Genomic DNA, 25,598 nt, shown 5'->3' on the forward strand with positions numbered 1-25,598 from the left:
TCATGCGGCAGCGACGTGCCTTGCCGCGAGCCCGATTACCCGCGCCGCTCGCTCTCGATCGTGAGGGCCTCATGGTCGAAGCACAGGTGGCCGCCGACCTTGACGGTGGCCTCAAGCGGATCCTCGTAGGACCAGGCGGCGTCCTCCGCGCCGTCCAGCGACCAGTACGTGGCCTCGCCCTTGTACGGGCAGACGGTCCGCTTCGTGCTCTCGCTCAGCAGCCCGAGGCGGACGTCCTCGGCGGGGATGTAGAAGCGGTTGGGCAGCCCGGTCTCCGACAGCAGCTTCGGCCGCTCGGTCTCCGCGACGACCTCCCCGTTCAGCAGCACCCGGACGTGCCGGGACGAGGCGCGGGCGTCGACGCGGTGGAACGGGTCGCGCAGATGCCCGCGGACCTCCTCGTCCTCGTCGTACCAGGCGTCCATCCGGCCCCAGTAGAACGCCATGAACCCGCGCAGCCACTCCGACTCGGGTTTCGGCTCCGGATACGCCCACACCGCGTTCTCCGCCTCCCGGTCGCCCACCCGGACCGTCCAGTACGCGGCGTCGCCCTTGAACGGGCAATGCGTCGTGTGGCCGGTCTGCTCCAGCAGATCGGTCCGCACGTCCTCCTCCGGGACGTACAGGACGGGCAGCAGGCCCGTCTCGTGCAGGAGCCGTCCACGCTCGGTGTCCAGGACGGTCTCCCCCGCGAACCGGGCACGCACCCGGCGCGGGAAGCCGTGCATGAACAGCTTGTGCTTCGGCCCGTCGATGCTGAAGTTGACCTCGTCTCCCGGCGAACCGGCCAGCGGTCCCGGCCGCATGGTCAGCGACATTCCCTGCTCCTAACGCTCCGTTGGCTCCTCATGCCCCCGCCGGCTCATACTCCCGTCGGCAGCGTCTCCAGCTCACCACGGCGCGCCGCCTCAAGGTGCAGCGGCTCCAGCGCGGACGTCATCCGGAACCAGCACAGGGCGTCGTACCGGTCGGCGAGCCTCGTCGGGACGTACTGGCGCCGGTCGCGGTCCGGGTCGTACACCACACCGATCGCGCGGTGCCCGAGCGTCCGGGTGAGGAAGGCGGGCTTGTCCGGCTCGGGCGGCACGATGAACATCCCGCGGTGCAGCTCCGACTCCGCCAGCACCGCCTCCAGCGACCCGGGCGCCGGCGGCGGGACGTGCATGTTCTCCATCGGGCCGCCCCAGCGCGGCGCCGCGACCACCTCGCCGTGCCCGCCGGCGAACCCGATCAGCACGACCCCCTCCGGACCCCGCCGATCACCCTCCGGACCCCGCCGATCACCGTGCCAGCCCTGCCGATCACCGTGCCGCTCTCTGACGAGCTGGCCAAGGTTGACCATCCCGACGTCGGCCATGGCGGTGGCCCGCGCGTCGCCGACGTGCGTGTTGTGCGCCCACACCACGGCCTTGCCGGCCCGATCCCCGGGACCGGTCCCGGGCCGGGAGAGCGCCCCGCCCCCGTGGAACTCCATGAGCCGGTCGAGGGTGTCGGCCATGTGCACGTCCCGGATGTTCCACGACTCCGGCCCGCCGTGGATCATGGCGCGGTAGTACCGCTCGGCCCCGGCCGCGACCTCGGCGTTCTGCCGGGCGTCGAACTCCTCCACGGGGTCACGGGCGTCGCCGTGGGTCACCGGCCGGCGCAGCCTGGTCAGCAGGGCGAGGATCTCGTCCCGGCACCCGTCCGGGACGAGCGCGGTGTTCCACCCGTACGCCTGCGGGTCCTCGCCGTGCGGCTCGAAGCAGCGGTAGGCCTCCAGCGCCGCGTCCAGCGATTCCGGACGATGCGCCGCCAGGTAGTCGACGACGGCCCGGAGCGACTCCCACAGGCTGTAGACGTCCAGCCCGTAGAAGCCGGCGCGCTCGCCCGGCGGCAGGCCCGCGTTGTGGTCGCGCAGCCAGCGGCAGAACTTGACGGTCTCCTCGTTGGCCCACATCCACGTCGGCCACCGCTCGTAGGCGTCCAGGACCTCCCGCGGGTCCTCGGGCGAGCCCGGCGCCAGCGTCACGCTCCGCCCGACCTTGCGGCAGTCCGGCCAGTCCCCCTCGACCGCGACGAACGAGAACCCGCGCTCGGCGATCAACCGCCTGGTCAGCGCCGCCCGCCACGCGTAGTACTCGTGCGTGCCGTGGCTGGCCTCGCCGATCAGCACGCAGCGCGCGTCCCCGATCCGGTCCATGAGCGGGTCGAGGTCATCCTCGTACTCCAGCGGCAGCGCCGCGCCGTGGACTTCCTCGGCGGTGCTCGCCGGAGGGCTCGCTTCAGGACTCACCGCGATCCCCTCCGCTCGCTGCGGCTTCCTTGGCGTGGCATATCGACGATCCCCCTTTGCCGTCTTCCCCCGCCCTTCCCAGGTTCCGGGCATCGATGCGGCTAGTCCTCCCTCCGGATGCCGGTGGCGGCGGCACGGTAGGCGGTGGGGGTCTGCCCGTAGGCGGCGCGGAACGCGCGGCTGAAGCCGGCGGCGTCGGGCAGGCCCCAGCGGTTCGCGATCGCGCCGATGCGCTGGGTGCCGAGGAAGGGGTCGCCGAGCTCGCGGCGGCAGTGTTCGAGGCGGCGGGCGCGGACGTAGCGGGCGACGGTCGTGCCGGCGGGCTGGAACACCCGATACAACTGGCGGACGGAGATGTGGTGCGCCTCGGCGATCATGGCCGGGCACAGGGCGGGGTCATGCAGGTTCGCCTCGATCCACTCCCTGATCGCGCGCAGCATCTCCGCCGCCTCCGGATGCGAGGACGGCGGCGCGCCCAGCCACTCCCCGGCCGCCCCCGTCACCAACTCGACGACCGCACCGCCGAGATGGTGCGCGTACGGCTCGGCCCCGCCTCCATCGCCGTCTCCATCCCCATCCCCGTCCCCGTTGTCGGCGAGGGCGGCCAGGAGCGAGGAGACGAGTCGCCCGCCACGGGTGCGTCCGGTCATCAGAGTGCCGCCGAACGCGGCCAGCCGGTCGGGCGGCAGCGGGACGGCGCTGTGCGGGATCACGACCGTGAAGATGTGGTGGGGGCCGAAGACGATCTCGACCGGCCGGGTGAGGTCGTAGAACACCACGTCCCCGATCCCGACCCGGGCGCGGCGGCCGTTCTGGCGCAGGACGCACGAGCCGCGCAGCACCAGGCCGAGCTTGTAGCACTCGCGGGTGTCGCGGGCGATCTGCCGGGCGCTGCGCCGCACCGCGTGCGCCGGGGCGTGCACGTCACCGGCGTCGATCGGCCCGAGGGTGCGGCCCGTCAGGCGGGCGGCGAACCCGCCGGGGGCGCGCGGCTGGACGTGGAACGGCCCGAAGGCCGAAGTGATCAGATGACGCCAGTATTCGGCCTGGTCGCGGGCAGGGTGGTCCGAGGTGTCAGCGAGCGTGGGCATGACGCTCCTCCGGTCGGCGGGCGGGGTCTCGGACGCCGACCGCAACGTTTCTACGTCCAGTCAGGGGCGTCAAGGAGCGAGTCGATACGACGCTGAGGGCGCGCTTTGGCACTCGACGCCAAAGCCCCGGCAGGCAGCGCCAAGACCACCCGTCCGGGAACGGCTTATACAGGAGGCGAACTCCCAGGGAGCCCCGCCAGCCGGCCGAATCGCCGGACGACCCCGAGAGGAACCGCCATGTCCACAGACGCCCAGAACCCACCGGACAAGCGATCACAAGCGGACGAGCACGCCCCGTCGGCCGATCCCGCGCCGTCGGCCGAACGTCCGCCGGTGGAGGGGCGGCCGCGCGGGATCAGCCGCAAGGGCTTCATCGTCGCCGCGGGGCTCGGCGCGCTCGCGCTCCCCGCGGCGACGTCCGCGGCACCCGCGCAGGCTCGCGCCGGGCGGCCGCGACTCACTCCGACGCCGCAGTGCGACGACGGGGACGACCCGACCCCGCCGCAGATGGAGGGTCCCTACTTCAAGCCCGGCTCCCCGGAGCGCTCGTCGATCGTGACGCCGGGAATGCCGGGGACCCCGCTGACGGTGACCGGGATCGTCTACTCCCTGTCGTGCCGTCCGGTGAATCGCGCGCTGCTCGACTTCTGGCAGGCCGACAATTACGGCAATTACGACAATTACGGATACACGCTGCGTGGGCATCAGTACACCGACACAATGGGACGATTCAGCCTCACCACGATCGTGCCCGGCCTCTATCCGGGACGCACCCGGCACATCCACGTCAAGGTCCAGGCGCCGTACCAGCGGATCCTGACGACGCAGCTCTACTTCCCGAACGAGCCGCGGAACTCCACCGACATGCTCTTCGATCCCGAGCTGCTGATGGACGTCCGGACCGGCCCGACCGGGCGGGCGGCGGCGTTCGACTTCGTCCTGCGCGTCCCGTAGCCGGTTCGCAGCCACGGCTCCGCAGCTTCCACGGGAACCCCGTCCCCGCCGGGCCGCCAGTGCGCACCGGCGGGGACGGACGCCCCGCACACGGCCGACCCCGAATGGCCCAACGCACCTGTCGTCCGAAAAGCGTCGTTTCGCACCCTTTATCCGCCCGTCGTCCTCTCCGGCGTCCGACCGGAATGGGACCGAGACGTGATGCGAATCCCCTACGAAACACCAAAGGAATGGATAGTCTCCCTTCGATAACTTTCAGTTGGTAAGCAAATCTGGAGCACACCCCGCATGAGCGTTGCCAACCGGGCACAGGTCATCACACGGTGGGGGGCCATCGCATTCATGGCGGCGGCGGTCTTGACCGCCACCGCCGGTGGCTTCGCCCAGTCCTATGCAGGCCTCTATCACTGGGCGATGGAACACGGCCTGCGGGGCTGGAAGGCCGAATCGTTCCCGCTCCTGGTCGACCTGTTCATCATCGTGGGAGAGCTGGGCCTCTTCCTGCTGGCCATAGACGCCTTCGTGCTGCGCCGCCGGGCCCTGCTGAGCTGGCTGGACTTCTTCCTGCCGCTGACGATCGCCCTCGCCGGCTGGACGGCCAGCCTCGTCTTCAACGTGGGCCACGTCGGCCACAAGACGTTCTCGTACCAGGCCACGGCCGCCGTCCCGCCGATCGTGTCGATGCTCGGCCTGTTCGTCCTGCTGCGGACGCTGCACCGGTACGTGGCGCAGCAGGAGGAAGAGGAGGAGCCGCCCAAGCAGCCGGAGCCGCAGACGCGCGCCATCGCCGGGCCCGTCACGCTGAACCAGATCACGCTGATGCCCATGCGGAACACCGGCCCGTTCCCGCGGATCCAGGTCCCCGGCCACTCCGGGAGGGCGATCGAGTCCGGCCGCTCCGCCACGGCGACGGAGACCGCGGCCAAGGCGGAGGCCGGCGCCGAAGCCGAGGCTCAGCCGGCGGCACCCGCACAACCGGCGGCCCCCGCTCAGCCCGCCCACGCCCGGGCGGCCGCTCCTGCTCCGGCGCCCGCTCCGGAACCCGAGCCCGCGCCCGAACTGGCCGTCGTCAGCGCCGCCGCGCGCGGAAGCCTCAACGGCCGCAGCGGCTACGGCACGGCCACCGAGGAGCCCGCCGTGGCGCCCGCACGCGACCCGGAGGGCCTGCGCGCCCTCGTCATCGACGTCCTGGAGCGCCGCCACGGCGACGTCACCGGGACGCTCGCCGAGGTCAGGGCCGAGGGCTACGCCACCGACGAGGCGGAGATCCAGCGGATCAGCGACAACCATTGGTTCCCGTACGCGGTGTACCGGCTGCTGGCCAAGCACCACGGCGACGGCGAACTCGTCGCCGGGGAACTGAGGGCGCAGGGCATCGTCTACGACCCGACCATGCTGGACGAACTCGTCCGCTCCTGGCGCGTCTGACCCACCCGACCCGCTCTGATCCACCCGACCCGCTCTGACCCACCCGACCCGCAAGATCGCCGAACCGATCCCGCCCCGCCCATGCCGGGGCGGGACCGTGCGCCCTACGCGTCGCGCTGCTGCTCCTGGGACGGGTCGGTGCGGAGTCGGGCGTGCAGGCCGCCGTCCACCCGCAGGACATGCCCGTTGAGCTGCGCCGCCGCCGGCGACGCCAGGAACAGCGTCGCGTCGGCGACCTCCTCGGGAGCGGTCGTGCGGCCCGCCGGGAGATCGGTCGCCGGCCGCACCTCCCCGACCACACTGGCCGGCGCGACACAGTTCGCGCGGATGCCGAGCCCGCCGAGCTCCACGGCGATCGCGCGGCTGAGGGCCTCGATGCCCGCCTTGGTCACGTCGTAGGCGCTCTGGTCGTCGTGCGCACGGGAGCCGCCCGGCGACGACATGTTGACGATCGCGCCGCCGCGCCCCGCGTCGCGCCAGTACCGGACGGCGCGCACCGACAGCAGATACGCCGAGCGCAGGTTCGCGGCGATCACCGCGTCCCAGACGGGGGTGTCGATGTCGATGAACGGGGTGCGCAGCTCGGTCATCGCGGCGTTGTTCACGAGCACGTCCAGGCCGCCGTCCCGGCGGAGCCGTTCGAAGACGGCGTCGGCGACGTCCTCGCGGGCCAGGTCGCCGTCCATCGTGGTGACCCCGGGCAGCGCGTCGAAGACCTTCAGCCCCTCGGCGTCCACGTCCACGGCGAGCACCTCGGCGCCCGCGTCCGCGAACCGGTGCACCAGCGCGCGGCCGATCAGGCCCGCGGCCCCGGTGACCAGCACCCGCTCCCCCGAGAAGTCGAACCGCACGGCGCTCATATGGCCATGCTCACTCGACCGCACCCGACATGGCCCAACCCGACCAGCCTGTGCCCGACCCGCCTGCGCCCGACCTGCCTGCGCTTGACCTGCCTGCGCCCAACTCGACTGAGCCCAACTTGCCTGTGCCCGACCTGCCTGGGCCTCGCATGCCTGAGGTTCATTCGCTGGGAGCCTCCCTCACCTGGGCGACGATCTGTGTCGGGTTGACGAACATCAGCGCGATGATCAGCAGCAGCGCCGACAGCGCCATGTAGATCACGGCCATCGCGTCGATGGCCTGCGCGGCGCGGATCCCCGGCGTGAACGCGGCGCTGTACAGCGCGACGATCAGGGTCTGGCTGTCGGCGTCGGCGACCAGGAACGTCAGCTCGAACATCGCGACGGTCCGGACCAGCACCAGGATTCCCGCGGCGAGGATGCCGGGCAGCAGCAGCGGCACCAGCACCCGCGTGAACACCTGCCGTGTCCGGGCCCCGCACATCCGCGCCGCCGACTCCACGTTGGTGTCGATCTGCTCGACGAACGGCGTCATGACGAGGATGACGAACGGCAGCGCCGGGACGAGGTTCGCCACGATCACCCCCGTCATCGTCCCCGCCAGGTGCACCTTGTACAGGACGGTGGCGAGCGGGATGCCGTAGGTGATCGGCGGCAGCAGCACCGGAAGCAGCAGCAGGAACATCACGATCCGCTTGCCCGGGAAGTCGCGCCGCGCGAGCGCGTACCCGGCGGGCACGCCGATCAGCAGCGACAGCGCCACCACGATGAGCGTGATCTCCAGCGTGACGGTCAGCACGTCGCCGAGAGCGAACTCCGACCAGGCGTTGGAGTACCAGGCGGTGGTGAAGCCCTGCGGCAGCCAGCCGGCGAACCACTTCGTGCCGAACGAGTTGACGATCACCGAGAGGATCAGCGCGGCCAGGTTGACCAGGAAGAACGCGACGCAGGCCCAGACGAACCAGCCGCTCATCCGGCCCGTCGGCAGCCGTCTCCTGCGCACCGGGGCGGCGTTGCCCGCTACAGCGGCGGTCATGATCCCTTACCTCCCATCGCGGGCCCGGTGTACAGGCGGCCGCGCAGCAGCAGCGTCACCGAGATGACGAGCAGCTCGAACACGCCCATCAGCACGGCGATGGTCGAGGCCATCGAGTAGTCGTACTTCTCGAACGCCGCCTGGTAGGCCGCGATCGCCATCACCCGCGTCTCCCCCGCCGGTTCACCGACGAGGCTCGCGGACGGGAACACCGAGAACGCCAGCACGAACGCGAGCACGAACGTGGTGGCGAGGCCCGGTGCCAGCAGCGGCAGGATGATCCGCCGCATCCGCTGCCAGGGCCCGGCGCCGAGCGTGGCCGCGGCCCGCTCCAGCGTCGGGTCGATGCCCGACATGTAGGCGAGCACCAGCAGGAACGCGAACGGGAACCCGGTGATGAGCAGCGAGAACAGCACGCCCCAGTAGTTGTAGATCAGCCGGACGGGCTCGTCGACGAGCCCGATGTCCATCAGGACCCGGTTGAACCACCCCTTGGGGCCGAGGTAGCGCAGCAGCCCGTCCGCGACGAGGACGGTGCCGAGCGTCACCGGCAGGACGAGCGCCGCCGTCAGCAGCCGCCGCCCCCGGAACTTCCCGCGCAGCCGGTACGCGATCGGCACCGACGCGCCGACGTTGATCAGCGCGGCGGGGAGGGCGAGCCGCAGCGTCTTCCAGACGGTGCTGCGCTCGTAGGAGTCGCGGAAGAAGTCGGCGTAGTTGCCGAACGGGCCGCCGCCGTTCTTCGGCTGCAGCGACAGGCCCACCCCGTACGCCATCGGATAGATGAACAGCAGCCCGACGACCAGCACCGCGGGCAGCAGCAGGAGCAGCACCCGGTCGACGCCGCGTTCGGCGAGCCGGTGCCGCAGACCGCTGCGCCGCGGCACCGGCGTCTTCGGTGGACGGGCGGGAGCCTCAACCGCCATCCTGCACCCCGATCTCCGCGGGGTCGTCGAACGCCTCCGCGGCGTCCCGGGCGCTCTCCCCGAACACGAGCACGCGTTCGGGCGGGACGGTCAGCGCGACCCTCTCCCCCGGCGCGATCCGCTCCGGCGACCTGAAGTGCACGACGCGGCCGTCGTCCATCACCCCCTCGGCGGCGACCTCGCGTCCGTGGAACTCCGACACCTCCACCCGGACCGTCACGAGGTTCTCCCCCGTCGCCGAGCCGGGCGGCCCGGCGACGTGGAAGTCCTCGGGGCGGACGGCGGCGACCGCCCGCGCCCCCGCGATCGGCCGCCGGCACACCCCCGTCAGCGTGAGACCGCCCTTCTCCCCGAGCGAAACCCTGCCGCCCTCGGCCCCGCCACTCACAGCCCCGCCATTCACAGGGCCGCCGCCCGGCAGGACGGGCAGCTCCAGCAGGTTCCGATAGCCCATGAATCCGGCGATGTAGGCGCTGGCCGGGTGGGTGTAGACCTCCTCCGGCGTCCCGATCTGCTCGATCTCGCCGGACCGCAGCACCACGACCCGGTCGGCGAGCGCCAGCGCCTCCTCCTGGTCGTGCGTGACGTACACGGTGGTCAGGCCGAGGTCCTGGTGGATCCGCCGGATCTCGGTCCGCATCTGCACGCGCAGCTTGGCGTCCAGGTTGGACAGCGGCTCGTCCATCAGGACCAGCTTCGGCCGCAGCACGATCGCGCGGGCGATCGCCACCCGCTGCTGCTGCCCGCCCGACAACTGGCCGGGCAGCTTGTGCTCGTGCTCGGTCAGCTCGACCGTCGCGAGCGCCTCGTCCACCCGGCGGGCCGTCTCGGCCTTTCCGACCCGCCGGACCGACAGCCCGAACGCGACGTTCTTGCGGACGGACAGGTGCGGGAACAGCGCGTAGTTCTGGAACACCATCCCGAACCCGCGGCGCTCCGGCGGCAGCGTGTCGATGCGCTCCTCGTCCAGCCAGATCGCGCCGTCCGAAAGGGGCAGCAGCCCGGCCAGGCAGTTCAGCGCGGTCGACTTGCCGCAGCCGGACGGCCCGAGCAGGGCGATGAACTCGCCGCCCTCGATCCGCAGATCGAAACCGTGCAGCGCCGTCGCCTTGCCGAAGCGGCGGGTCACGCCGTCAAGGCGCAGATGCCCGAACGCGGCGTGCGCGTCCCCTCCGCCGGCGCCCTCCAGCACGGTCTCCGCCATCATGACGCACCTCCCGGGGACGCGGAGTCTCCTCGCGTCATTGCTTCTTGACCTTCTGCCCGCCGATCTCGCGGTCCCAGCGGTCGAACGCGGCGACGAGGGACTTGGCGTCCAGCGGCGGGGCCTTCGGGTTGTCGGCGATGAGCTTGTCGTATTCGGGACGCCCGAACTCCTTGATGGCCTGCTGACTCTCGGCCGGCGCCATGTCCAGCGTCACGCCCTTCACCGCCGGGCCCGGGTAGAAGTAGCCCTTGTCGAACGTGATCGCCTGCTGCTGCGGCTGGAGCGCGAACTTCATCACGTCGAGCAGCACGGCGAGCTTCTCACCCGATACGCCCTTGGGGACGACCATGTAGTGCGCGTCGGTGACCCAGGTGAAGCCGTCCAGCGGCTGGATCCTGACGTCCTTCGGCACCTGGCCGAGCACGCGCGGGTTGATGTCCCAGCCCGTGGTGCTGAGGATGATGTCGCGGGTGCCCTCACCCAGCTCCTTCATCGTCTGCGTGGTGCCGGTCGGGTAGTACTCGACGTACTGGTCGAGGTCCTTGAGGTACTTCCAGGTCTTGGCCCAGCCGTTCGTCGGGTCCATGGGGTCCTTGTCCCCGAGGATGTAGGGCAGGCCCATTAGCCACGTCCGTCCGGGTCCCGAGTTGGACGGGCGCGCGTACATCAGCTTGTTCGGGTGCGCCTTGGCCCAGTCCAGCAGTTCCTGCGCCGTGGTGGGCGGATCCGACACCGTCTTCGGGTTGTACTCCAGCAGCGGCCCGGACGGGTAGTACGTCACGACGACGCCCTTGCCCTGCGCCAGGTCCTGCATCTTGGACGCCGGCTCCAGATACAGCGACTTCAGGTCGGGAAGCTTGCTGGAGTACTTGCCGACCAGGTCGACCCACAGGTTCTGCTCCAGGCCCGCGGAGAGCCCGTCGGTGCCGGTCAGCACCAGGTCGATGTCGATCTGCCCGGCGTCCTGCTGGGCCTTGACCTTGCCCGCCAGCTCCGGCGAGGTCGCCTTCGTGTAGGTGATCTTGCTGATGAGCTCCGGGTGATCCTTCTTGTAGTTCTCGAAGATCTCCTGGGTGAGCTGCAGGTTCCCGGCGACGTCGATGATGTTCAGGGTGACGGGTTCGGACGGCATCTTGACGTCCGCCGCCGACGGCTCGGACGCGGTGCCGCCGTCCGAGCCCGGCGCGCCGCACGCGGCGAGCAGCAGGCCGGCGGCGGTCGCGAGGGTGAGGAGGGCGGATCGAGGAGTTCTCATGGGGTGGGTCCTCCTGGCAGGACGCCTGGTCTCAGACGTCTCGTCCTGATGGCCGGGCCGGGCTCACACCGGCCCGGTGGTGCCTCGAATGAGGAGTCGGGTCGCCAGCTCCGCGGCCGGCGGCAGGGGAGGCGCCTTCGGCGCCCGGGGGTCGAGCATCGAATGCATGGTGGCGGCCGCCGCCCGCGACAGCGCGTTCACGGGCATGGCCACCGTCGTGAGGGGCGGATTGGTCATGGACGCCATCGGGACGTCGTCGAACCCGACGATGCTGAGCCCTTCGTACGAGCCCCCACCGGACACGGGTCCCCCGGAAGCGGGCCTTCCGGGGACGGGAACGCCGCGCGCGGTGAGCCGTGACAGCACCCCGAGCGCGACCAGGTCGTTGTAGGCGAACACCGCGGTCACACCCGCGGCGAGGACCTCGTCGGCGGCCCGGAAGCCGCCGGTGAAGCGCGGCTCGTACGGGCCGAGATCGACGAGTTCGATGCCGCGCTCCGCGCAGGCGGCGCCGATGAACTTGCGCCGCTGCCGGTTCGACCACGAGTTGGCCGGACCGGACAGGTACGCGCACCGCCGGTGGCCGAGCGCGTGGACGTGCGCCGCCGCCTGGTCCATGCCGGACTGGAAATCCGACACGATCGAGGGCGCGGCCCGGCTCGTCCGGTAGGCGAGGACCACGGTCGTCTTGGACGCGACGGCCCGCAGCCGCGTCCCCGACATGCGCGGCGCGCACAGGATCAGCCCGTCCACCCGCTCGACCATGGCCTCGGCCAGCCTGACCTCCGTCGCCGTGTCCTCGTCGGTGTCGGCCAGGAACACCGCGAACTCGGTGTCCCTGAAGTAGGCCTCCACGCCCTTGATGAACGGTGCGAAGAACGGGTTGGCGATGTCGGGGACGATCAGCCCGATGTTGCGGGTCCGCCCGAGGACCAGCGACTGCGCCGCACGGTTCGGCTGGTAGCCCAGCCGCTCGGCGCATTCGAGCACGCGCCGCCGGGTTTCGGCGTTCACGAGCTCCGGGGAGTTCAGCGCACGCGAGACCGTCGAAGGCGATACCCCTGCGAGGCTCGCCACGGCCCGGATCGAGGCCCGGGTGCTGTCCGCGCTCATGGCGAAGATTATGAAAACGTTTGCGGAACAGTGTCAATGGCAGGCGCCAAGAACCCGTGCCCGTGACGAACCCGTTACCTGAGCACACCCGTCCTTCCACCGTGACCCGCACACCAGCCGCCCTGACGGGCTACGCACGCCTCCTGCGGATCGCCGCCCGCGGTCTCGTCCGCCGGCAGAAACGCATCGAGTCGCAGCGTCGACAACGTGATCTCAACGGTGGTGGCGAACGAGGTGACTGTGCTGATGAGGCGCAACTCCGCCTTCCGGCACGCGCACCCGCAGCGGAACGGCAAAGCCCAGGTGGCTTGCGGACGGCGACACGACGGAAAGCTGACCGTCCAACTCGGCGATCAGCCCGTCCAGGCGAGGATCCGGGCTATCCAGCGCCTCGCTCCGCAGGCCGCCGGTGATGCGGCGGCCCCACTCGGCCAGGTTCTCCACCCGCCGGGCCATCCATCCAGGGTGAAAGAGCGAGCCGCAGCACGGCGACCCGGGGGGCACCGGAAGCTCCGGCGCGGCACCCTCCGCCGAGACCGAACGCCAAGTCGGCGGCGACCAGTTCGCCGTACGGCCGGACGACGACAGCGAGGCAACGCATCTGCCTGGCGAAAACAATCTCCGGAGCCTCACGCACCGGGCCGAGCTCCGGCCCGTCGAGCGTCGACTCGACACAACCGGCGCGCACCCGCGACGATAAACAACCCGTTTCGCTCCCGCAGCAACAGGCTCAGCGACTCGGCGAGCCGCGCGACCATGGCGCGACCAGGCGCCGGGAACCCCGTCCGAGGGAGCTCAAGTGACAGGGTCCTTTACGCCCTAATCGCCAGATCGAGCTGGCTCCAGCCACGGAGCCGCCCCCGGTGCCGCAGCCCATCCGGCGAACCGACGAGACTCACCCAGCGCCCGTATCCCCCTGTTCACCCCGCCCAGAGGGTCCGCGACACCGCCGCACGTCTCGTGTTCCCCGAGCCCCCGGGAGGCCCGTGGCCACAACGCCCTTGACCGCCTGCGTCACTCGCGCCGACGAATGTTCGGAGCCCCAGGCGAATACACCCTCAAGGCTCACAGCGACGCTTTCCTCCCGATTCCGGCGTGGTAGCCGTCCACTGGACAATGGCGTCCGTAGACAACGGCCAAGCCGTCGGCAGAGGCCTACGCCGTTGCGTGACAACCGCCTCCGCCGGCAGCGATGCCGCCGACGGAGGCGATGTATTGCGAGGATGTATTTCGACGATGCGAGATCCCGGTTCGCTCACGAGGTGAGCGGAACGTCAGTTCCAGTTGTCGATCTTGACGTCGTCTGGTTCCGGGGCGCCCTTCCCGGTTTCGATCAGCGACTTCAGGCTCATCATGAACACTGCCCACTTGGTGCTGCAGTGGTGCATGAAATCCACCGGCTCCTTCCATCCTTCGTGCTTGAAGAGAACGATGGTGTAGTCGTCGACCTGATCGAGCTTCCAGTCCACGTGCGTGTCGATCCACTCTTCAGGCCCGTCGATCACCTCCCACAGGACGCGCTTGTCCGGGTGGAGCTCCAGGACCTTCATGTCGAATCCGCCCGCCTCGAACCGGAACTGGAGCACGCCGCCGAGCTCGTCGCCTTCGCCCTTCGTGTCGGTCGTATACCAGTCGGCCAGCCCCTCGGCTGTGGTCAACGCCGCGTAGACCTCCGCCACCGACGACTTGATTCCCACCCTGTGCAAAATGTCCACCATTGTCGTTTCCTCTTTCCAGACGAACTACTGAGTGCCGTGCTGGTCTTTGCTGCGCTGAATCGCTTCGGCGATCTCCTTGATGCGCCGGAGCCTGGCGTCCCAAGCCGCCCCCACCGAGGACAATTGGGCGACCGCGCGGGCGAGTTGCACCTCGTCCACCCGGTACCTCCGCTCCCGCCCAGCGGACGACGCGTGCACCAGGCCGACACGGTCGAGTACGCCGAGATGTTTCGCGACGGCCTGCCGCGTCACGGGCAGCTGCTCACTGAGGCTGGTGGCGGTTCCATCGCCGTCCACCAAGAGCAGATCGAGCATCCGCCGACGGGTCGGGTCGCCGACCGCGGACCACAGGTCGTCGTCGACGGCGGCGGTCATGAGGTGGACACCAGCCGCGCGAGGTACTCCCCGAGCCGGGGAACGAAGGTGTCCCACCCGACGACGTGGTCGCGGTACTGCTCTTCCAGCTTGGCGATCTCCCAGCCCATCTCCCGGAATCCGGTCTCGGTGAGCCGGATCCGTGTACCCGCACCCGACGGGATGAGCTCGAAGGTGACCAGCAGCGAGTCGGCGGAGTCTTCGACCTTGCCGTCTGGATGGCCCCAGCGGAACGAGAACAATCGAGGAGGCTCGGCCTTCACCACGACGATCGGGACGACCTCCGCCCTGTCGCCCCAGACGAGCTCACCCACCGCGCCGGGAGCCGCTTCGATGTCGGCGTCGTCGGTCCACCATTTCGAGATGTGCTCCGGGCGGCTGACAACCTCGAAGACCACCTCGGGCGAGGCGTCCACGTGGATCTCGCGCTCGATGCTGCCGAACTCCATACTCTTCGCTCCATCTCGACGCGCAACGTTTGGTTGCATGTCAAGCTAGCGCACAGTCCAGGATCACGCAACCTTCGGTTGCGCATTGCGGCGGAGGAGCCGAGCCGTTCCGAGCCCGACCCGATCACCAGCAGCCGAGCGCCCCGCCCACCAGCACCAGCACCAGCACCAACTTCAAAGCCCACCCACCGACGAGAAGCCCTACACGAGGACCGACGACGCCTCCCCCGCACGAATGCGCGCAGCATTAGCGAAATGCCACGCCCAGGGGCAGGCTCAGCCACCGCGCACCGACGGCGGGGCACGCGGGATGAACGGGCACATCGCGTTCGGCGACGTCCTCCAGTTGGTGGTGGTGCCATCGACACCGCCGGTAGTTCTTGCCTGCCAGGCCAGCGCCAAGAGGCTGCGGCACCATCCAGTTCCGGGTGATCTGGCCCTTGATGGCCACACCTGCACAGTCACAGACCGGCGTACGCCGTCATCCTGGTCACGAGGCCGGCCCGGTCTTTGATGGCCGAGTCGGCGCGGATCGGCTCAGTAAGACGCACGGGGCAGGTTCTGGCGCCCGACGACGTCATAGGGCAGTCGGGTGTTCCATCATGCGGCGCCGCGATCTCATCGACGCGACCGGCAGGCCATCGGCACGGGTGACTGTGCGCTGGCGGCGGCCGTGGAAAGCCGAATGACCCTCTGACAGCGCGCCAAGGACCCGAGTCGCCGCAGCTGGTAATCGCGTCGGGTGGCGCCGAAGGGAGAAGGCTGCGTCATGCAGGTCGCGGACAGAGCAACGAGCCGACGTACCAGACACTTGGGCGGCCGGAAGGTGATCATCTCTGGCGCTCGTTCCTTATGGCACCGGCCCTGGGCCTCCGCGGCGGGGGGCTGTGAGCGGGTGCTGTGGGCGGTGACCATCTGTTGACGAGGTATCCGGCTCCAAAGCACCCGTTTCCGATGCGGTCTTGCTCCATCAGGGACGGCGAGCTTGCCGAGGGGTATCCGTTGCCGCCTGCGGATCTGGGACGGCATACTGCTCGGCGCTCGACAAGGCCGCCACCGAGGCATTCAACTCCACGCTCAAGGTCGAGTTCGTCCACCGGCAGCACTTCACCACCCGCGCCGGGGCCCGGATCAAGGTCGCGACCTGGATCGCCGACTTCTACAACACCCACAGGAGACACAGCGCCAACGACGGGCTCTCGCCGATCACGTTCGAGCGGCAGCCGGCAGCCGGCAGTCGGCAGAAGCGCGAAGGGGATCAACAGCCCAGCTCAGGGCCGAAGTGGCATAACAACGTCTCCACGCTTTGAGGGGCTTGACATCGGTGCTGGGCGGTCGGCGTTGCTGCCGGTTACTCCCACTGGCCGGGCTGGTAGTCACCGGCGGGCTGCTGGGTGATGACGTTCATGCGGTTCCAAGCGTTGATGAGGGCGATGACGGACACCAGGGCGGCGAGCTGGTCGTCGTCGTAGTGCTTGGCGGCGTTCGCCCATGCCTCGTCGGTGACACCGCCGGCGGCGTCGGCGGTCCGGGTGCCCTGTTCGGCCAGTTCCAGGGCGGCGCGCTCGGCGTCGGTGAAGACCGTCGCCTCCCGCCACGCCGCGACGAGGTTGAGTCGCAGCGAGGTCTCCCCGGCTTGCGCGGCGTCCTTGGTGTGCATGTCGATGCAGTAGGCGCAGCCGTTGATCTGGCTGGCACGGATCTTCACCAGCTCCTGTGTCGCGACCGGCAGCGTCGAGTCCGCGAGCACTTTGCCCGCCGACTGGAGGTACTTCATGTACTTGGCCGCGACGGAGGTGCCGTAGTAGTTGATACGAGCGTCCATGTTGATCTCCTTGCCGTGTCAGCTGTGACACCTCAAATGACGGAGCGGCTCGGCAAGACGTGACCGCCGACCGAGTGTGAGGCCGCAGGCTTTGGATCACCTGGTCACGACGACCTTGCGGCAGGCTGCATCGCAGGACAGGCCAGGCGACCAGGAGGCCGACGAGCGTGCTGGTGGAGTCCACCGGAGCAGGCGGACGGCAGCCCGGGCGTGGTGATGTGGCGGTGCGGCGACGCGACGCGTGGGGGTGGTCATGGGCCCGCGGTTTGGCGTCGTCCTCGGGTGGAGGGCCCGGTTCGTGCGGAGCGCGTTCGGTGGCGGTGATGCGGGCGGCGCGACGGGCACGACTCCACGGGTGGATCCCAGGGATTGGGGACGCCCTCAGGTGGTCGGTGCCGGTCGCGAGAGTCTTCCGGGGACAGGAGCCGGTAGATGTAACGGCCGTTGACACTTCGGGTGATGTGGATCTGGTCGGGGTTTGACGCCTTGAACCGGTTGTGGAAGCCGCAGGCCAGGGCGAGGTTGTCGATGTCGGTGGGGGTGTCACCGAGGGCCCAGCCGTTGACGTGGTCGACTTCGGCCAGGGTGCCGGGGACTTCGCAGCCCTGTACCGCGCAGGTGGGGTACAGGGTTTCAAGAACGCGGCGTTGGCCGGCGCTGGCGAATCGGACCGAACGGCCGAGATAGAGCGGGATATGGCCGCGTCCCAGGATGAGTGGGGAGACTCCGGCGGAGAGGGCGATGCGGCGGGCTTGCTCGGCGGGGATGGGGGTGCCGTCGGTGAGGCGGGCGGGGGCGCGGCCGCCGGTGAGGGTGTCCAGGTCGCAGATGACGGTGACCTTGGTCGCCTTGTGCCCGCCCGACAGGACGTTGGTCAGCGCGGCAGCCGTGCGTTCGGACAGGTCTCGGCGGTCTTCGGTACCGGCGGGTTTGGCCAGGGGCGCGAGGGTGCCGTCCCAGAGGGCGGCGTCTTCGGCATTCAGCCAGCCTTTGAGGAAGCGGCCGCCGTCCAGGGCGCGGGTCGAGTCGATCCAGGAGTGCTCGTAGCCGCGCCGCGAGTCCGCGTCCGGGGTTTGGGTGCCGTCACGGTCGGCGATCAGGTCGGTGATCCGGTTGCCGAACGCGGCGACCTTCCCGGCGGAGAAACCCTGACGGGCCAAGTCGAGGAGGATGTCCTGTGCAGCGGTGCAGTCTTCGTCGTTCAGGCGGGTAACGGCCCCGGCGATGGTGGCGGCATAGCCGTAGGACAGTTCCCCGATGGCGAGTCGCCTGGTGACCTCGGGGACGCGGTGGCGTTCGCGGGACAGGGCGATGCGTTCTTTGGCGCGGGCCTCGCGCATCCCCAGGCTGGTACGTAGCCAACTGCGGGTGGAGGGGTAGCCCCAGCGGCGCATCTCACCGGAGGCGTCCACTCGGCCGATCATCTCGGCCAGGGCGCTCTCGTACAGGTCGATGGTGCGCCCGAGCGTCTCGGCATCGCGCAGGCACACCGCCGGGGCACCGGGCACCTCACGTTGGGCGAGTTCGGCCGCGATCGCGGCAGCCGCGTCCACCAGCTCACTGGTGGACATCGACGCCACATCGATCACCTCGGTCGAACACATGACTCAATGATATCGAAAGATCACACTGCGTATCCACGATCGCACGGGTTTTCGAGGTGAGAATATTAAGACCTGTAAGATAGTCGGAGTCTTCCAACCCCGGATTCGATCGCCAACATCGGGTGACCGCCCTCGGATCCACCTGGAATTATAAAATCCATTGGAGTCAACGCCTTGCGGCGGCGCATAACCGGACGCATCCACCCAGGTGAACGTTTGATCTCGGGGCGCCGGTAGGCGCGCAGGGCAGAGCCCCGCACAGAACCTCAACTCAAGCACCCTTCCCCGACCACCGACCCCAGCCGAAGTGACCTCAGCCGCCAACAGACCGCGCCGCGCACACCGACCCGCCAGGGGCCACCTCAGCCATGCACCCACAGCAACCACACTATTCCGGTAAAAGACCGCCGCAACCTTGAAAAGCGACAGAACACCCGCTAGTGAAGCCAATTGCCACCCAATATCACTTTTTGGATATCCACGGCCGCCGACACCGCTGAGAACATCACTGAGAACGCCATTGAGGACATCGCCATGGACACTTTGAAAACATTGCTGTGAGGCATCGTCGACAGCTATCGAGTCGCTACAAATGAAAGTCGATGACTACTGAAATCGAATGTTGACATGCAACACATCCGAAACCCTGAGCTCGAGGGACGATCCCACGCGACCGCGACCGCGTCCGGGCGGACGGGGCACGGGGCGGCCTGCTCGCGGTGGCTGGCTGGAGTGCGGCCAGGTCAGCGCGTCCTTCAGTAGGCGTAGGTCAATCCGCAGGTCGAGTGGTTGTAGGTGTTCGTTCGGAATTCGCCCTCGACCACCCTGTCGAAGGCGTCGATGCCATCCAGGCAGGCGTAACGAGGTCCTTCATCGGTGGAGAAGGAGAACAGCATCACGGTGTTGGGCTTGGGTGCGATCGTCTTGGTGACGCGCATCGGTTCGTCTTCGGCGAAGGTGAACAGGATGGTGGCCGCCGGCTGTCCCTTTTTCATTACGCCGTAGCCGGTGCGGCCGTCCGGGGCCATCACCGCGGAGGTGACCTGGCCGGAGTCGTCCGGTTGACGGAACAGGCGGCGGGCCGCGCGCAAGTCGGTGCCCTGATCACCGGTGTCGAGAGCGTAGACGGCGACGTTGACTACCTTGCCTTCGTTCGGCGAGCGTTGGGGGGAGGGGGCGGGGCCGGTGTCTACCGGCGCATCGCGGTGGACGTCGCTGAGGGTGTAGCCGAGGGTGTCGTTGTCGCTCGCCCAAACGATCTCGCCGATCACGGAAGGCGCGGTCGTGCTCCATGTGCGGCGCCTGCCCGAGTTGAGGTCCAGGACGGTCAAAGCGGCGCGTGGTGGCTGGGGGACGTCCGTACAGGGAGTCGTCGCGAAAGCGACCCGGTCGCCGTCCGGGCTCATCGCCAGGCCTGCGATGCGGGACGAGATGACGCCTTCGTGCAATGGCTCGATGTCGGTCACATGGCCGTCGCTACCGACCCGGAAGCGGTAGATGCGCGACTCGCACGGTTCATCACGGGACGAAGCCACCAAGAACGTCCCCTTGGGACCGGCGAGGAGTTCACGTGCTTTGCCGGGGGACGGCGACGGCGATTGGACCGAGTCGGCCAGGCGTTGCCGTCCGCCTTGAAGGGAATGCACCTGGAACCATGGTTCTGGTCCCTCCTCCTGTGAGGGACCTCCGATTCGCCCAGCACTGAGGATGAAGCGCGGTTTCCGGTGGTCGCCGTAGGGCGTCGCCGACAAGACGTCTTCGTCGGTCAACAGTTGCACAGCGCCGATGGAGGCCGTGACCGACAACGCCATCGCGATCGGTGCCGCCCATCGTCGTATCCGCCATGACAGCGGCTCACGGTCGTGTGGCTCATCCCATTCGTCAGGCATCTGATGATCATGCCGTGCGGCGTCGCCGCTTCGGGCTCGTTCAGGACGATAGGGCCGTGGCCACGGCGGCCTGGCCGAGGCTTATGCCACCGTCGTTAGGCGGTACGCGGTGGTGGGTCAGCACCTCGAAGCCCGCGTCCGTAAGACCGGACACCGCGCGGTCCAGCAAGAACATGTTCTGGAACACGCCGCCGGACAATGCGACCGTGCCGAGCCCGGTCGTGTCGCGGATGCGTGTCGCACCGTCCACGATCAGAGCGGCCACGCCGTTGTGGAATCTCGCGGCGATGAGCGGGACGGGGACACCGGCCCGGAAGTCGGCCACCACCGCGTCGAGCAGGTCCCCTCCCCGCACAGTGAAGTCGGCGCCCTGCGCAGTGAAGTCGGCGCCCTGCGCGGTGAGACCGTCCACTTTGTTGATGGGGGCCGGGTATGCGGCGTGTTCTGAGGGGTCGGCGCGTTGTTCCAGTTCGATGGCGGCCTGTCCTTCGTAGTTGACCCGGTCGCGGACGCCGAGGACGGCTGCGACCGCGTCGAACAGGCGTCCCACGCTGGAGGTGAGCGGTGCGTTGACGCGGCGGCGCGCCATCGCGGTGACCGTGGCCCAGTCGGGTCGGCGGGCTACCGGCAGATCGTCCGGGACCCCGTAGGCGGCCGCCATACGCCACGGCTCGCGGATCGCCGCCGCGCCGCCCGGCATCGGAACCGGGTCCAGGTGTCCGGCACGTTCGAAGCCGCGCAGGTCGGCGACGAGGAACTCGCCGCCCCACAGTGTGCCGTCCGCGCCGAAGCCGGTGCCGTCGAAGGCGACGCCGATCACCGGGCCGGTCACGCCGTTGTCGGCCAGGCAGGACGCGATGTGCGCGTGGTGGTGCTGGACGGCGATCGCCGGCAGGTCTTGGGCGTGGGCGTACTTGGTCGACAGGTACTCGGGGTGCGGGTCGTAGGCGACGAGTTCGGGGGTGATGTCGAACAGTCGCCGGAAATGTCCGATGCCCTCCTCGAAGGCGCGGAGCGTCTCGTAGTTCTCCAGGTCGCCGATGTGGTGGGAGATGAACGCCCGGCCGTCGCGGGTGAGGCAGAACGTGTTCTTCAGCTCGGCTCCGCACGCCAGGACCGATCGTCCCCGCGCGATCGGCACGGGTTCCGGCGCGTACCCGCGGGAGCGTCGTACCGGCAGCGGGTGGCCATGGAAAACCCGCACCACCGAGTCGTCGGTGCGGGTATGGATCGGACGGTCGTGGAGAAGGAACGCGTCGGCGATTCCGCTGAGCCGTTCGATGGCGTCGTCATCCCGGTAGGCGATCGGCTCATCGGAGACGTTCGCGCTGGTCAGGACGAGTGGTTCGGTGACGAGCAGGTGATGCAGCGGGGTGTAGGGCAGCAGGAGGCCGACGAAGGCGTTGCCCGGCGCGACGGCATCGGCCAGTCGCGGTCGACCGCACGGCGTACCGGGGTGCCGGCGGGCCAGGACGATCGGACGCCGGGGGCCGGTGAGCAGCCTTTCCTCGGTGTCGTCGAGCAGGCAGACCGCGCGGGCGGCCGGCAGGTCGGGCACCATGACGGCGAACGGCTTGTCCGCACGGTGCTTGCGTGCGCGCAGTGCGGCCACCGCGTCCTCGTCCGCGGCCCGGGCCGCCAGGTGGTAACCGCCCAGTCCCTTGACGGCGAGGACGGCACCGTCCGCGAGCATCGCCCGAGCGGTCGCGATCGGGTCGGCCGCCGCCGTGCCGCCTGCCGGCGGGCGCATCGGGTCGGCGATTCCGGCGCTCGCCAGCGCGGGGGTGGGGATGGGAGTGGGAGTGGGGATGGGGGTAGACGGGAGTAGCGACAAGGAGGGGCCGCAGGCTGGGCAGCACAGCGGCTGGGCGTGGAACCGGCGGTTCGACGGGTCCCCGTACTCGGCGGCGCAGGGCCCGCACATGGTGAAGCCGGCCATGGTCGTGTTAGGGCGGTCGTACGGGACACCCGTCACGATCGTGAAGCGCGGCCCGCAGTCGGTGCAGTTGATGAACGGGTATCCGTGGCGCCGGTCGGCCGGGTCGCGGAGTTCTCGGAGGCAGTCGTCGCAGGTCGCGGAGTCCCAGGACACCAGTGCGCGCCGATCCCCCGACGTCGCGCTGCGCACGATCTCGAACCCGTCCTGTCCCTGTGCGTCGAGGTTCCGCATGGTGACTCGTTCGACGACGGCCAGGCGCGGCGGGCGGGTGCGCAGGGCGTCCAGGAACCGCCCGACCACGTCGGGTGCTCCCTCGACCTCGATGAACACGCCGCCCGCGTCGTTGCCGACCAGTCCGGACAGTCCGAGGCCGGTCGCGAGCCCGTGCACGAACGGACGGAACCCGACGCCCTGCACGACCCCCTCGACGCGGACGCCGACCCTGACGTCCATGCCGCCATTCTGCCTGGTCAGCACTCACGGAACGGGAAGGGCCACGCGAAGGGCGCGTCACCGATGAGGGACGCGGCCAAGTCGTGGGTCGTGGCGGGCTGCTCAGGACTGGGGCTGGTGGAGCGGCAGGGCTGGTGGAGCGGCGGGGCTGGCGGGGCTGGCGGGGCCTAGTCGATCTTGGACAGGCCCCGCGGCGGCGTCATGGGCCGGAGGTCATTCCGGGTCTCCGGTGTAGGCGGCGATGGTGCGGTCCGCGCAGGCCCGGGCGACGGACGCGTCGGTGCCGGACGCGATGTGCGCCTCGCGCCATGCCTCGCCGCTCTGCCGCGTGAACTCCTTGCCCTCGTCCGTCATGGCCCACTCCGGGCCCATCCCTTCGGGGACGCCCTCGCCGGACGCCAGGTGCAGGGCAAGGCCGAGGAGTCCCTGGTCCCAGCCGATGCCGACGGCGGCGGGTCCGAACTGGTTCCACATGTCGTCGTCGACGTGGGCGATGTGCTCCAGTTCGAACCGTGCCCCGCCGTCCGGCTCGGGGGTCAGCCGCACCTCGATCCAGCTGGTCTGGCCGCCGTACTCCCACGTCGCGGAGAATCCCTTGGGCGGGTCGCAGCGCTCGATCGTCCCGCTCGCGTTGCCCTCCAGTTCGTAGCGGCCGCCGAGCCGCAGTTCGCCGGAGACGGGCAGGAACCAGCGGGAGATCCGCTCGGGGGTGGTGACGGCGTCCCAGAGGTCCTCGACGTCGGTGTCGTAGACCTGGCTGACCGTCGCCGTCCGCGCGGTGCCGGCCTCCAGTACGCGTTCGCCGACCCGGCGCCGCACCGCGTTGATCTGACCCGTCACTTCGATCATGGCTGGCTCCCTGCTGCTTCCTGTCCTGGCGACTGTTCGTCCGGTGCCCGGAGGTCCGGGCGGCGTGCGCGCTTGCCACGGGCGATCTCCGTCGCCAGGGCGTCCAGATGCGGCGTCCAGAACCGGCGGAAGCGGTCGAGCCACGCGTCGACCTCCTGCAGCGGGGTGGAGTCGACGGCGTAGAGCCGCCGTGTCCCCTCCGCGCGCACGACCGCGAACCCGGTGTCCCGCAGCACCTTCAGATGCTGCGACACCGCGGGCTGCGAGATCCCGAACTCCTCCCGGATGACCCCCGACACCTCCCCGGAGGACCGCTCGCCGTCGGCGAGCAGCTCCAGGATCCTGCGTCGTACCGGGTCGCCCAGCACATCGAATGCGTGCACGCGCCTAAGCTACAGCCTCCACTTATATAAGCCAAGCCTAAAATACTTACCGGCCGCTCGCGGACAGGAGATCTTCGAACGGAACCGGGGTGTCGTACGGGTCGGGCTTGGCCGGCGCGGGACGGGCGTCCATCAGCGCCGCGAGCTCCACACCGGCACGGGCGACCCGCTCCGCGAGAGGGTCGGCCTGGCCGGACGCGCCGCCTTCGGAGCCTCCGGCGCCGCCCCAGTCCTCGGACGCCGCGTACACGGCGGTCGGGACGACGGCCGCGCGCAGGTAGGCGAACAGCGGGCGCATGGCGTAGTCGATGGCGAGGGAGTGCCGCTCGGTCCCGCCGGTGGCGCCGAGCAGTACCGGCTTGCCGTCCAGGGAATCGCGTTCGACGACGTCGAAGAAGGTCTTGAACAGGCCGCTGTAGGACGCGTTGAAGACGGGCGTCACGGCGATCAGGCCGTCGGCGTTCGTGACCGTCTCGACGGCGGCGCGGAACGTCCCGGCCGGGAAGCCGGTGAGGGTCGCGTCCACCATCGCGTGCGCGTGGTCGCGCAGCTCGATCACCTCGATGGCGACGTCCCGCCCAGGCGCGTCCGAACCGAGGGCGTCCGAACCGAGGGCGTCGGGGCTGAGTGTGTCGGGGCTGAGTGTGTCGGGGCTGAGTGTGTCGGGGCGGAGGGCGTCGGCGGTCGCCGCGGCGAGCCGGTCGGCGAGGAGCCGGGTGGACGACGGCTGCCCGAGCCCGGCGGAGATCACGGCGAGCGTGCTCATCGAACCTCCTCGGCGTCCCGCCTCCCCGCGGCGACGCGGGACGCGTGGGTGGGGGCGGCCGAGGGGACGTGCGCCGGGCGCAGCGCCTCGAACTCCTTGCGCAGCACCGGGACGACCTCCTCCCCCAGCATGTCGATCTGCTCCAGGACGGTCTTCAGCGGCAGTCCGGCGTGGTCCATCAGGAACAGCTGGCGCTGGTAGTCGCCGAAGTTGTCGCGGAACGTCAGGGTCTTGTCGATGACCTGCTGCGGGCTGCCGACGGTGAGGGGCGTCTCCGCGGTGAAATCCTCCAGCGAGGGGCCGTGACCGTACACCGGGGCGTTGTCGAAGTAGGGACGGAACTCGCGGACGGCGTCCTGGGAGTTCTTCCGCATGAAGACCTGCCCGCCGAGGCCCACGATCGCCTGGTCGGCGGAGCCGTGACCGTAGTGCTCGTAGCGCTGCCGGTAGAGGCCGATCAGCCGCTGGAAGTGCTGCTTGGGCCAGAAGATGTGGTTGGCGAAGAAGCCGTCGCCGTAGTAGGCGGCCTGCTCGGCGATCTCGGGGCTGCGGATGGAACCGTGCCACACGAACGGCGGGACGCCGTCCAGCGGGCGCGGGGTCGAGGTGAACGACTGCAGCGGCGTACGGAACTTGCCCTCCCAGTCGACGACGTCCTCGCGCCAGAGCCGGTGCAGGAGGTGGTAGTTCTCGACGGCGAGCGGGATGCCGTCGCGGATGTCCTTGCCGAACCACGGGTAGACGGGGGCGGTGTTGCCGCGTCCCATCATCAGGTCGACCCGGCCGCCGGCCAGGTGCTGGAGCATCGCGAAGTCCTCGGCGATCTTCACCGGGTCGTTGGTGGTGATCAGCGTCGTCGCGGTGGAGAGGATCAGCCGCTCGGTGCGGGCCGCGATGTAGCCGAGCATCGTCGTCGGGGAGGACGGTACGAACGGCGGGTTGTGGTGCTCGCCGGTGGCGAAGACGTCCAGCCCGGCCTCTTCCGCCTTCGCCGCGATGGCGACCATCGCCTGGATCCGCTCGGCCTCGGACGGGACGCGTCCGGTGGTGGGGTCCGGGGTCACGTCACCTACCGTGAAGATTCCGAACTGCATGCCGGGCTCCCAAAAAATAGTAGAACGTTCAATCATCTTACCGAACGCCGCGGGCGGAGATCATATTCCGGGCGTCCCGGGAGCGCCGGGCGGCGTCAGGCCGGGGCGC

At 69.7% G+C, this 25,598-nt stretch carries 25 protein-coding genes; 3 read left to right on the forward strand and 22 right to left on the reverse strand.

What is annotated here, in order from left to right:
* Positions 1-35 precede the first annotated feature (35 nt).
* The 3 genes from AB0C35_RS28735 to AB0C35_RS28745 all read right to left on the reverse strand — a co-directional run bounded on the left by AB0C35_RS28735 (position 36) and on the right by AB0C35_RS28745 (position 3,366).
* Positions 36-818: a DUF427 domain-containing protein gene (locus AB0C35_RS28735; RefSeq protein ID WP_358462241.1), complete on the reverse strand. Its 783-nt coding sequence runs from the start codon at positions 816-818 to the stop codon at positions 36-38.
* Between the two features lie 44 nt (positions 819-862).
* Entirely contained in the window at positions 863-2,275 is a 1,413-nt protein-coding gene (locus tag AB0C35_RS28740; protein WP_358462244.1) for an erythromycin esterase family protein, read from the reverse strand.
* Between the two features lie 101 nt (positions 2,276-2,376).
* Complete coding sequence (locus tag AB0C35_RS28745; protein WP_358462247.1) at positions 2,377-3,366, reverse strand: helix-turn-helix domain-containing protein; 990 nt, start codon at positions 3,364-3,366, stop codon at positions 2,377-2,379.
* A 237-nt stretch (positions 3,367-3,603) separates the two neighbouring features.
* On the opposite strand from AB0C35_RS28745, the gene AB0C35_RS28750 reads away from it, so the two are divergent.
* Together AB0C35_RS28750 and AB0C35_RS28755 are read left to right on the forward strand one after the other, a co-directional pair.
* A complete protein-coding gene (locus AB0C35_RS28750) occupies positions 3,604-4,320 on the forward strand; it encodes a dioxygenase (RefSeq protein ID WP_358462250.1) in 717 nt (238 codons plus the stop codon).
* A 288-nt stretch (positions 4,321-4,608) separates the two neighbouring features.
* A complete protein-coding gene (locus AB0C35_RS28755) occupies positions 4,609-5,748 on the forward strand; it encodes a DUF2637 domain-containing protein (RefSeq protein ID WP_358462252.1) in 1,140 nt (379 codons plus the stop codon).
* Positions 5,749-5,852: 104 nt separating this feature from the next.
* Here the strand turns inward: AB0C35_RS28755 and AB0C35_RS28760 are convergent, their stop codons facing one another.
* The 11 genes from AB0C35_RS28760 to AB0C35_RS28810 all read right to left on the reverse strand — a co-directional run bounded on the left by AB0C35_RS28760 (position 5,853) and on the right by AB0C35_RS28810 (position 15,138).
* The gene (locus tag AB0C35_RS28760; RefSeq protein WP_358462255.1) at positions 5,853-6,608 is read right to left on the reverse strand and encodes an SDR family oxidoreductase; all 756 of its coding nucleotides are present in this window, start codon (positions 6,606-6,608) and stop codon (positions 5,853-5,855) included.
* Between the two features lie 160 nt (positions 6,609-6,768).
* Positions 6,769-7,644, reverse strand: coding sequence for an ABC transporter permease subunit (locus AB0C35_RS28765; RefSeq protein ID WP_358462258.1), 876 nt, complete (start codon positions 7,642-7,644; stop codon positions 6,769-6,771).
* Positions 7,641-8,570 (reverse strand): sugar ABC transporter permease, encoded by a 930-nt coding sequence (locus AB0C35_RS28770; protein WP_358462261.1) that lies wholly within the window; start codon positions 8,568-8,570, stop codon positions 7,641-7,643. Before AB0C35_RS28770 ends, AB0C35_RS28765 begins: the two co-directional genes overlap by 4 nt.
* Positions 8,560-9,777, reverse strand: coding sequence for an ABC transporter ATP-binding protein (locus AB0C35_RS28775; RefSeq protein WP_358462264.1), 1,218 nt, complete (start codon positions 9,775-9,777; stop codon positions 8,560-8,562). Before AB0C35_RS28775 ends, AB0C35_RS28770 begins: the two co-directional genes overlap by 11 nt.
* Before the next feature lie 34 nt (positions 9,778-9,811).
* On the reverse strand, positions 9,812-11,032 hold the full coding sequence (locus tag AB0C35_RS28780; RefSeq protein WP_358462267.1) for an extracellular solute-binding protein: 1,221 nt from the start codon (positions 11,030-11,032) through the stop codon (positions 9,812-9,814).
* Positions 11,033-11,095: 63 nt separating this feature from the next.
* A complete protein-coding gene (locus tag AB0C35_RS28785) occupies positions 11,096-12,145 on the reverse strand; it encodes a LacI family DNA-binding transcriptional regulator (protein WP_358462270.1) in 1,050 nt (349 codons plus the stop codon).
* Positions 12,146-12,358: 213 nt separating this feature from the next.
* Positions 12,359-12,601, reverse strand: a complete 243-nt coding sequence (locus AB0C35_RS28790) for a hypothetical protein (protein WP_358462273.1) — start codon at positions 12,599-12,601, stop codon at positions 12,359-12,361.
* 818 nt (positions 12,602-13,419) lie between these two features.
* Complete coding sequence (locus tag AB0C35_RS28795) at positions 13,420-13,842, reverse strand: SRPBCC domain-containing protein (protein ID WP_358462276.1); 423 nt, start codon at positions 13,840-13,842, stop codon at positions 13,420-13,422.
* A gap of 45 nt (positions 13,843-13,887) precedes the next feature.
* Positions 13,888-14,238, reverse strand: coding sequence for a winged helix-turn-helix domain-containing protein (locus AB0C35_RS28800; protein WP_358462279.1), 351 nt, complete (start codon positions 14,236-14,238; stop codon positions 13,888-13,890).
* On the reverse strand, positions 14,235-14,687 hold the full coding sequence (locus tag AB0C35_RS28805; RefSeq protein ID WP_358462282.1) for an SRPBCC family protein: 453 nt from the start codon (positions 14,685-14,687) through the stop codon (positions 14,235-14,237). Before AB0C35_RS28805 ends, AB0C35_RS28800 begins: the two co-directional genes overlap by 4 nt.
* Before the next feature lie 247 nt (positions 14,688-14,934).
* Positions 14,935-15,138 (reverse strand): hypothetical protein, encoded by a 204-nt coding sequence (locus AB0C35_RS28810; RefSeq protein ID WP_358462285.1) that lies wholly within the window; start codon positions 15,136-15,138, stop codon positions 14,935-14,937.
* 511 nt (positions 15,139-15,649) lie between these two features.
* Here AB0C35_RS28810 and AB0C35_RS28815 point away from each other — a divergent pair.
* Positions 15,650-15,997 carry an integrase core domain-containing protein gene (locus AB0C35_RS28815; RefSeq protein ID WP_358462288.1) on the forward strand — a complete coding sequence of 116 codons (348 nt, stop codon included), beginning with the start codon at positions 15,650-15,652 and terminating at the stop codon, positions 15,995-15,997.
* A 41-nt stretch (positions 15,998-16,038) separates the two neighbouring features.
* Here AB0C35_RS28815 and AB0C35_RS28820 read toward each other — a convergent pair whose 3' ends face one another.
* From AB0C35_RS28820 to AB0C35_RS28855, 8 genes are all read right to left on the reverse strand, one after another.
* Positions 16,039-16,512, reverse strand: a complete 474-nt coding sequence (locus tag AB0C35_RS28820) for a carboxymuconolactone decarboxylase family protein (protein WP_358462291.1) — start codon at positions 16,510-16,512, stop codon at positions 16,039-16,041.
* A 251-nt stretch (positions 16,513-16,763) separates the two neighbouring features.
* Positions 16,764-18,116 carry a DUF222 domain-containing protein gene (locus AB0C35_RS28825; RefSeq protein ID WP_358462293.1) on the reverse strand — a complete coding sequence of 451 codons (1,353 nt, stop codon included), beginning with the start codon at positions 18,114-18,116 and terminating at the stop codon, positions 16,764-16,766.
* Between the two features lie 755 nt (positions 18,117-18,871).
* On the reverse strand, positions 18,872-20,005 hold the full coding sequence (locus AB0C35_RS28830) for a hypothetical protein (RefSeq protein ID WP_358462295.1): 1,134 nt from the start codon (positions 20,003-20,005) through the stop codon (positions 18,872-18,874).
* Positions 20,006-20,045: 40 nt separating this feature from the next.
* Entirely contained in the window at positions 20,046-22,397 is a 2,352-nt protein-coding gene (gene hypF, locus AB0C35_RS28835) for a carbamoyltransferase HypF (protein WP_358462297.1), read from the reverse strand.
* Positions 22,398-22,610: 213 nt separating this feature from the next.
* Entirely contained in the window at positions 22,611-23,246 is a 636-nt protein-coding gene (locus tag AB0C35_RS28840; RefSeq protein WP_358462299.1) for an SRPBCC family protein, read from the reverse strand.
* The gene (locus AB0C35_RS28845) at positions 23,243-23,629 is read right to left on the reverse strand and encodes a metalloregulator ArsR/SmtB family transcription factor (protein ID WP_358462301.1); all 387 of its coding nucleotides are present in this window, start codon (positions 23,627-23,629) and stop codon (positions 23,243-23,245) included. The genes AB0C35_RS28840 and AB0C35_RS28845 overlap by 4 nt, the downstream gene beginning before the upstream one ends.
* A 46-nt stretch (positions 23,630-23,675) precedes the next feature.
* Entirely contained in the window at positions 23,676-24,395 is a 720-nt protein-coding gene (locus tag AB0C35_RS28850) for an FMN reductase (RefSeq protein WP_358462303.1), read from the reverse strand.
* The gene (locus AB0C35_RS28855) at positions 24,392-25,489 is read right to left on the reverse strand and encodes an LLM class flavin-dependent oxidoreductase (RefSeq protein ID WP_358462306.1); all 1,098 of its coding nucleotides are present in this window, start codon (positions 25,487-25,489) and stop codon (positions 24,392-24,394) included. The genes AB0C35_RS28850 and AB0C35_RS28855 overlap by 4 nt, the downstream gene beginning before the upstream one ends.
* Positions 25,490-25,598 lie beyond the last annotated feature (109 nt).

The sequence above is a fragment of the Spirillospora sp. NPDC048819 genome, from assembly GCF_040650055.1.
Taxonomy (GTDB): domain Bacteria; phylum Actinomycetota; class Actinomycetes; order Streptosporangiales; family Streptosporangiaceae; genus Spirillospora.

Excerpts from the sequence above, each read along its gene's own strand:
- AB0C35_RS28735 (WP_358462241.1), bottom strand. The coding sequence starts at position 818 with ATGTCGCTGACCATGCGGCCGGGACCGCTGGCCGGTTCGCCGGGAGAC.
- AB0C35_RS28745 (WP_358462247.1), bottom strand. The coding sequence starts at position 3,366 with ATGCCCACGCTCGCTGACACCTCGGACCACCCTGCCCGCGACCAGGCC.
- AB0C35_RS28750 (WP_358462250.1), top strand. The coding sequence starts at position 3,604 with ATGTCCACAGACGCCCAGAACCCACCGGACAAGCGATCACAAGCGGAC.
- AB0C35_RS28755 (WP_358462252.1), top strand. The coding sequence starts at position 4,609 with ATGAGCGTTGCCAACCGGGCACAGGTCATCACACGGTGGGGGGCCATC.
- AB0C35_RS28760 (WP_358462255.1), bottom strand. The coding sequence starts at position 6,608 with ATGAGCGCCGTGCGGTTCGACTTCTCGGGGGAGCGGGTGCTGGTCACC.
- AB0C35_RS28765 (WP_358462258.1), bottom strand. The coding sequence starts at position 7,644 with ATGACCGCCGCTGTAGCGGGCAACGCCGCCCCGGTGCGCAGGAGACGG.
- AB0C35_RS28770 (WP_358462261.1), bottom strand. The coding sequence starts at position 8,570 with ATGGCGGTTGAGGCTCCCGCCCGTCCACCGAAGACGCCGGTGCCGCGG.
- AB0C35_RS28775 (WP_358462264.1), bottom strand. The coding sequence starts at position 9,777 with ATGATGGCGGAGACCGTGCTGGAGGGCGCCGGCGGAGGGGACGCGCAC.
- AB0C35_RS28780 (WP_358462267.1), bottom strand. The coding sequence starts at position 11,032 with ATGAGAACTCCTCGATCCGCCCTCCTCACCCTCGCGACCGCCGCCGGC.
- AB0C35_RS28785 (WP_358462270.1), bottom strand. The coding sequence starts at position 12,145 with ATGAGCGCGGACAGCACCCGGGCCTCGATCCGGGCCGTGGCGAGCCTC.
- AB0C35_RS28790 (WP_358462273.1), bottom strand. The coding sequence starts at position 12,601 with ATGGCCCGGCGGGTGGAGAACCTGGCCGAGTGGGGCCGCCGCATCACC.
- AB0C35_RS28800 (WP_358462279.1), bottom strand. The coding sequence starts at position 14,238 with ATGACCGCCGCCGTCGACGACGACCTGTGGTCCGCGGTCGGCGACCCG.
- AB0C35_RS28805 (WP_358462282.1), bottom strand. The coding sequence starts at position 14,687 with ATGGAGTTCGGCAGCATCGAGCGCGAGATCCACGTGGACGCCTCGCCC.
- AB0C35_RS28820 (WP_358462291.1), bottom strand. The coding sequence starts at position 16,512 with ATGGACGCTCGTATCAACTACTACGGCACCTCCGTCGCGGCCAAGTAC.
- AB0C35_RS28825 (WP_358462293.1), bottom strand. The coding sequence starts at position 18,116 with ATGTGTTCGACCGAGGTGATCGATGTGGCGTCGATGTCCACCAGTGAG.
- AB0C35_RS28830 (WP_358462295.1), bottom strand. The coding sequence starts at position 20,005 with ATGCCTGACGAATGGGATGAGCCACACGACCGTGAGCCGCTGTCATGG.
- hypF (WP_358462297.1), bottom strand. The coding sequence starts at position 22,397 with ATGGACGTCAGGGTCGGCGTCCGCGTCGAGGGGGTCGTGCAGGGCGTC.
- AB0C35_RS28840 (WP_358462299.1), bottom strand. The coding sequence starts at position 23,246 with ATGATCGAAGTGACGGGTCAGATCAACGCGGTGCGGCGCCGGGTCGGC.
- AB0C35_RS28850 (WP_358462303.1), bottom strand. The coding sequence starts at position 24,395 with ATGAGCACGCTCGCCGTGATCTCCGCCGGGCTCGGGCAGCCGTCGTCC.
- AB0C35_RS28855 (WP_358462306.1), bottom strand. The coding sequence starts at position 25,489 with ATGCAGTTCGGAATCTTCACGGTAGGTGACGTGACCCCGGACCCCACC.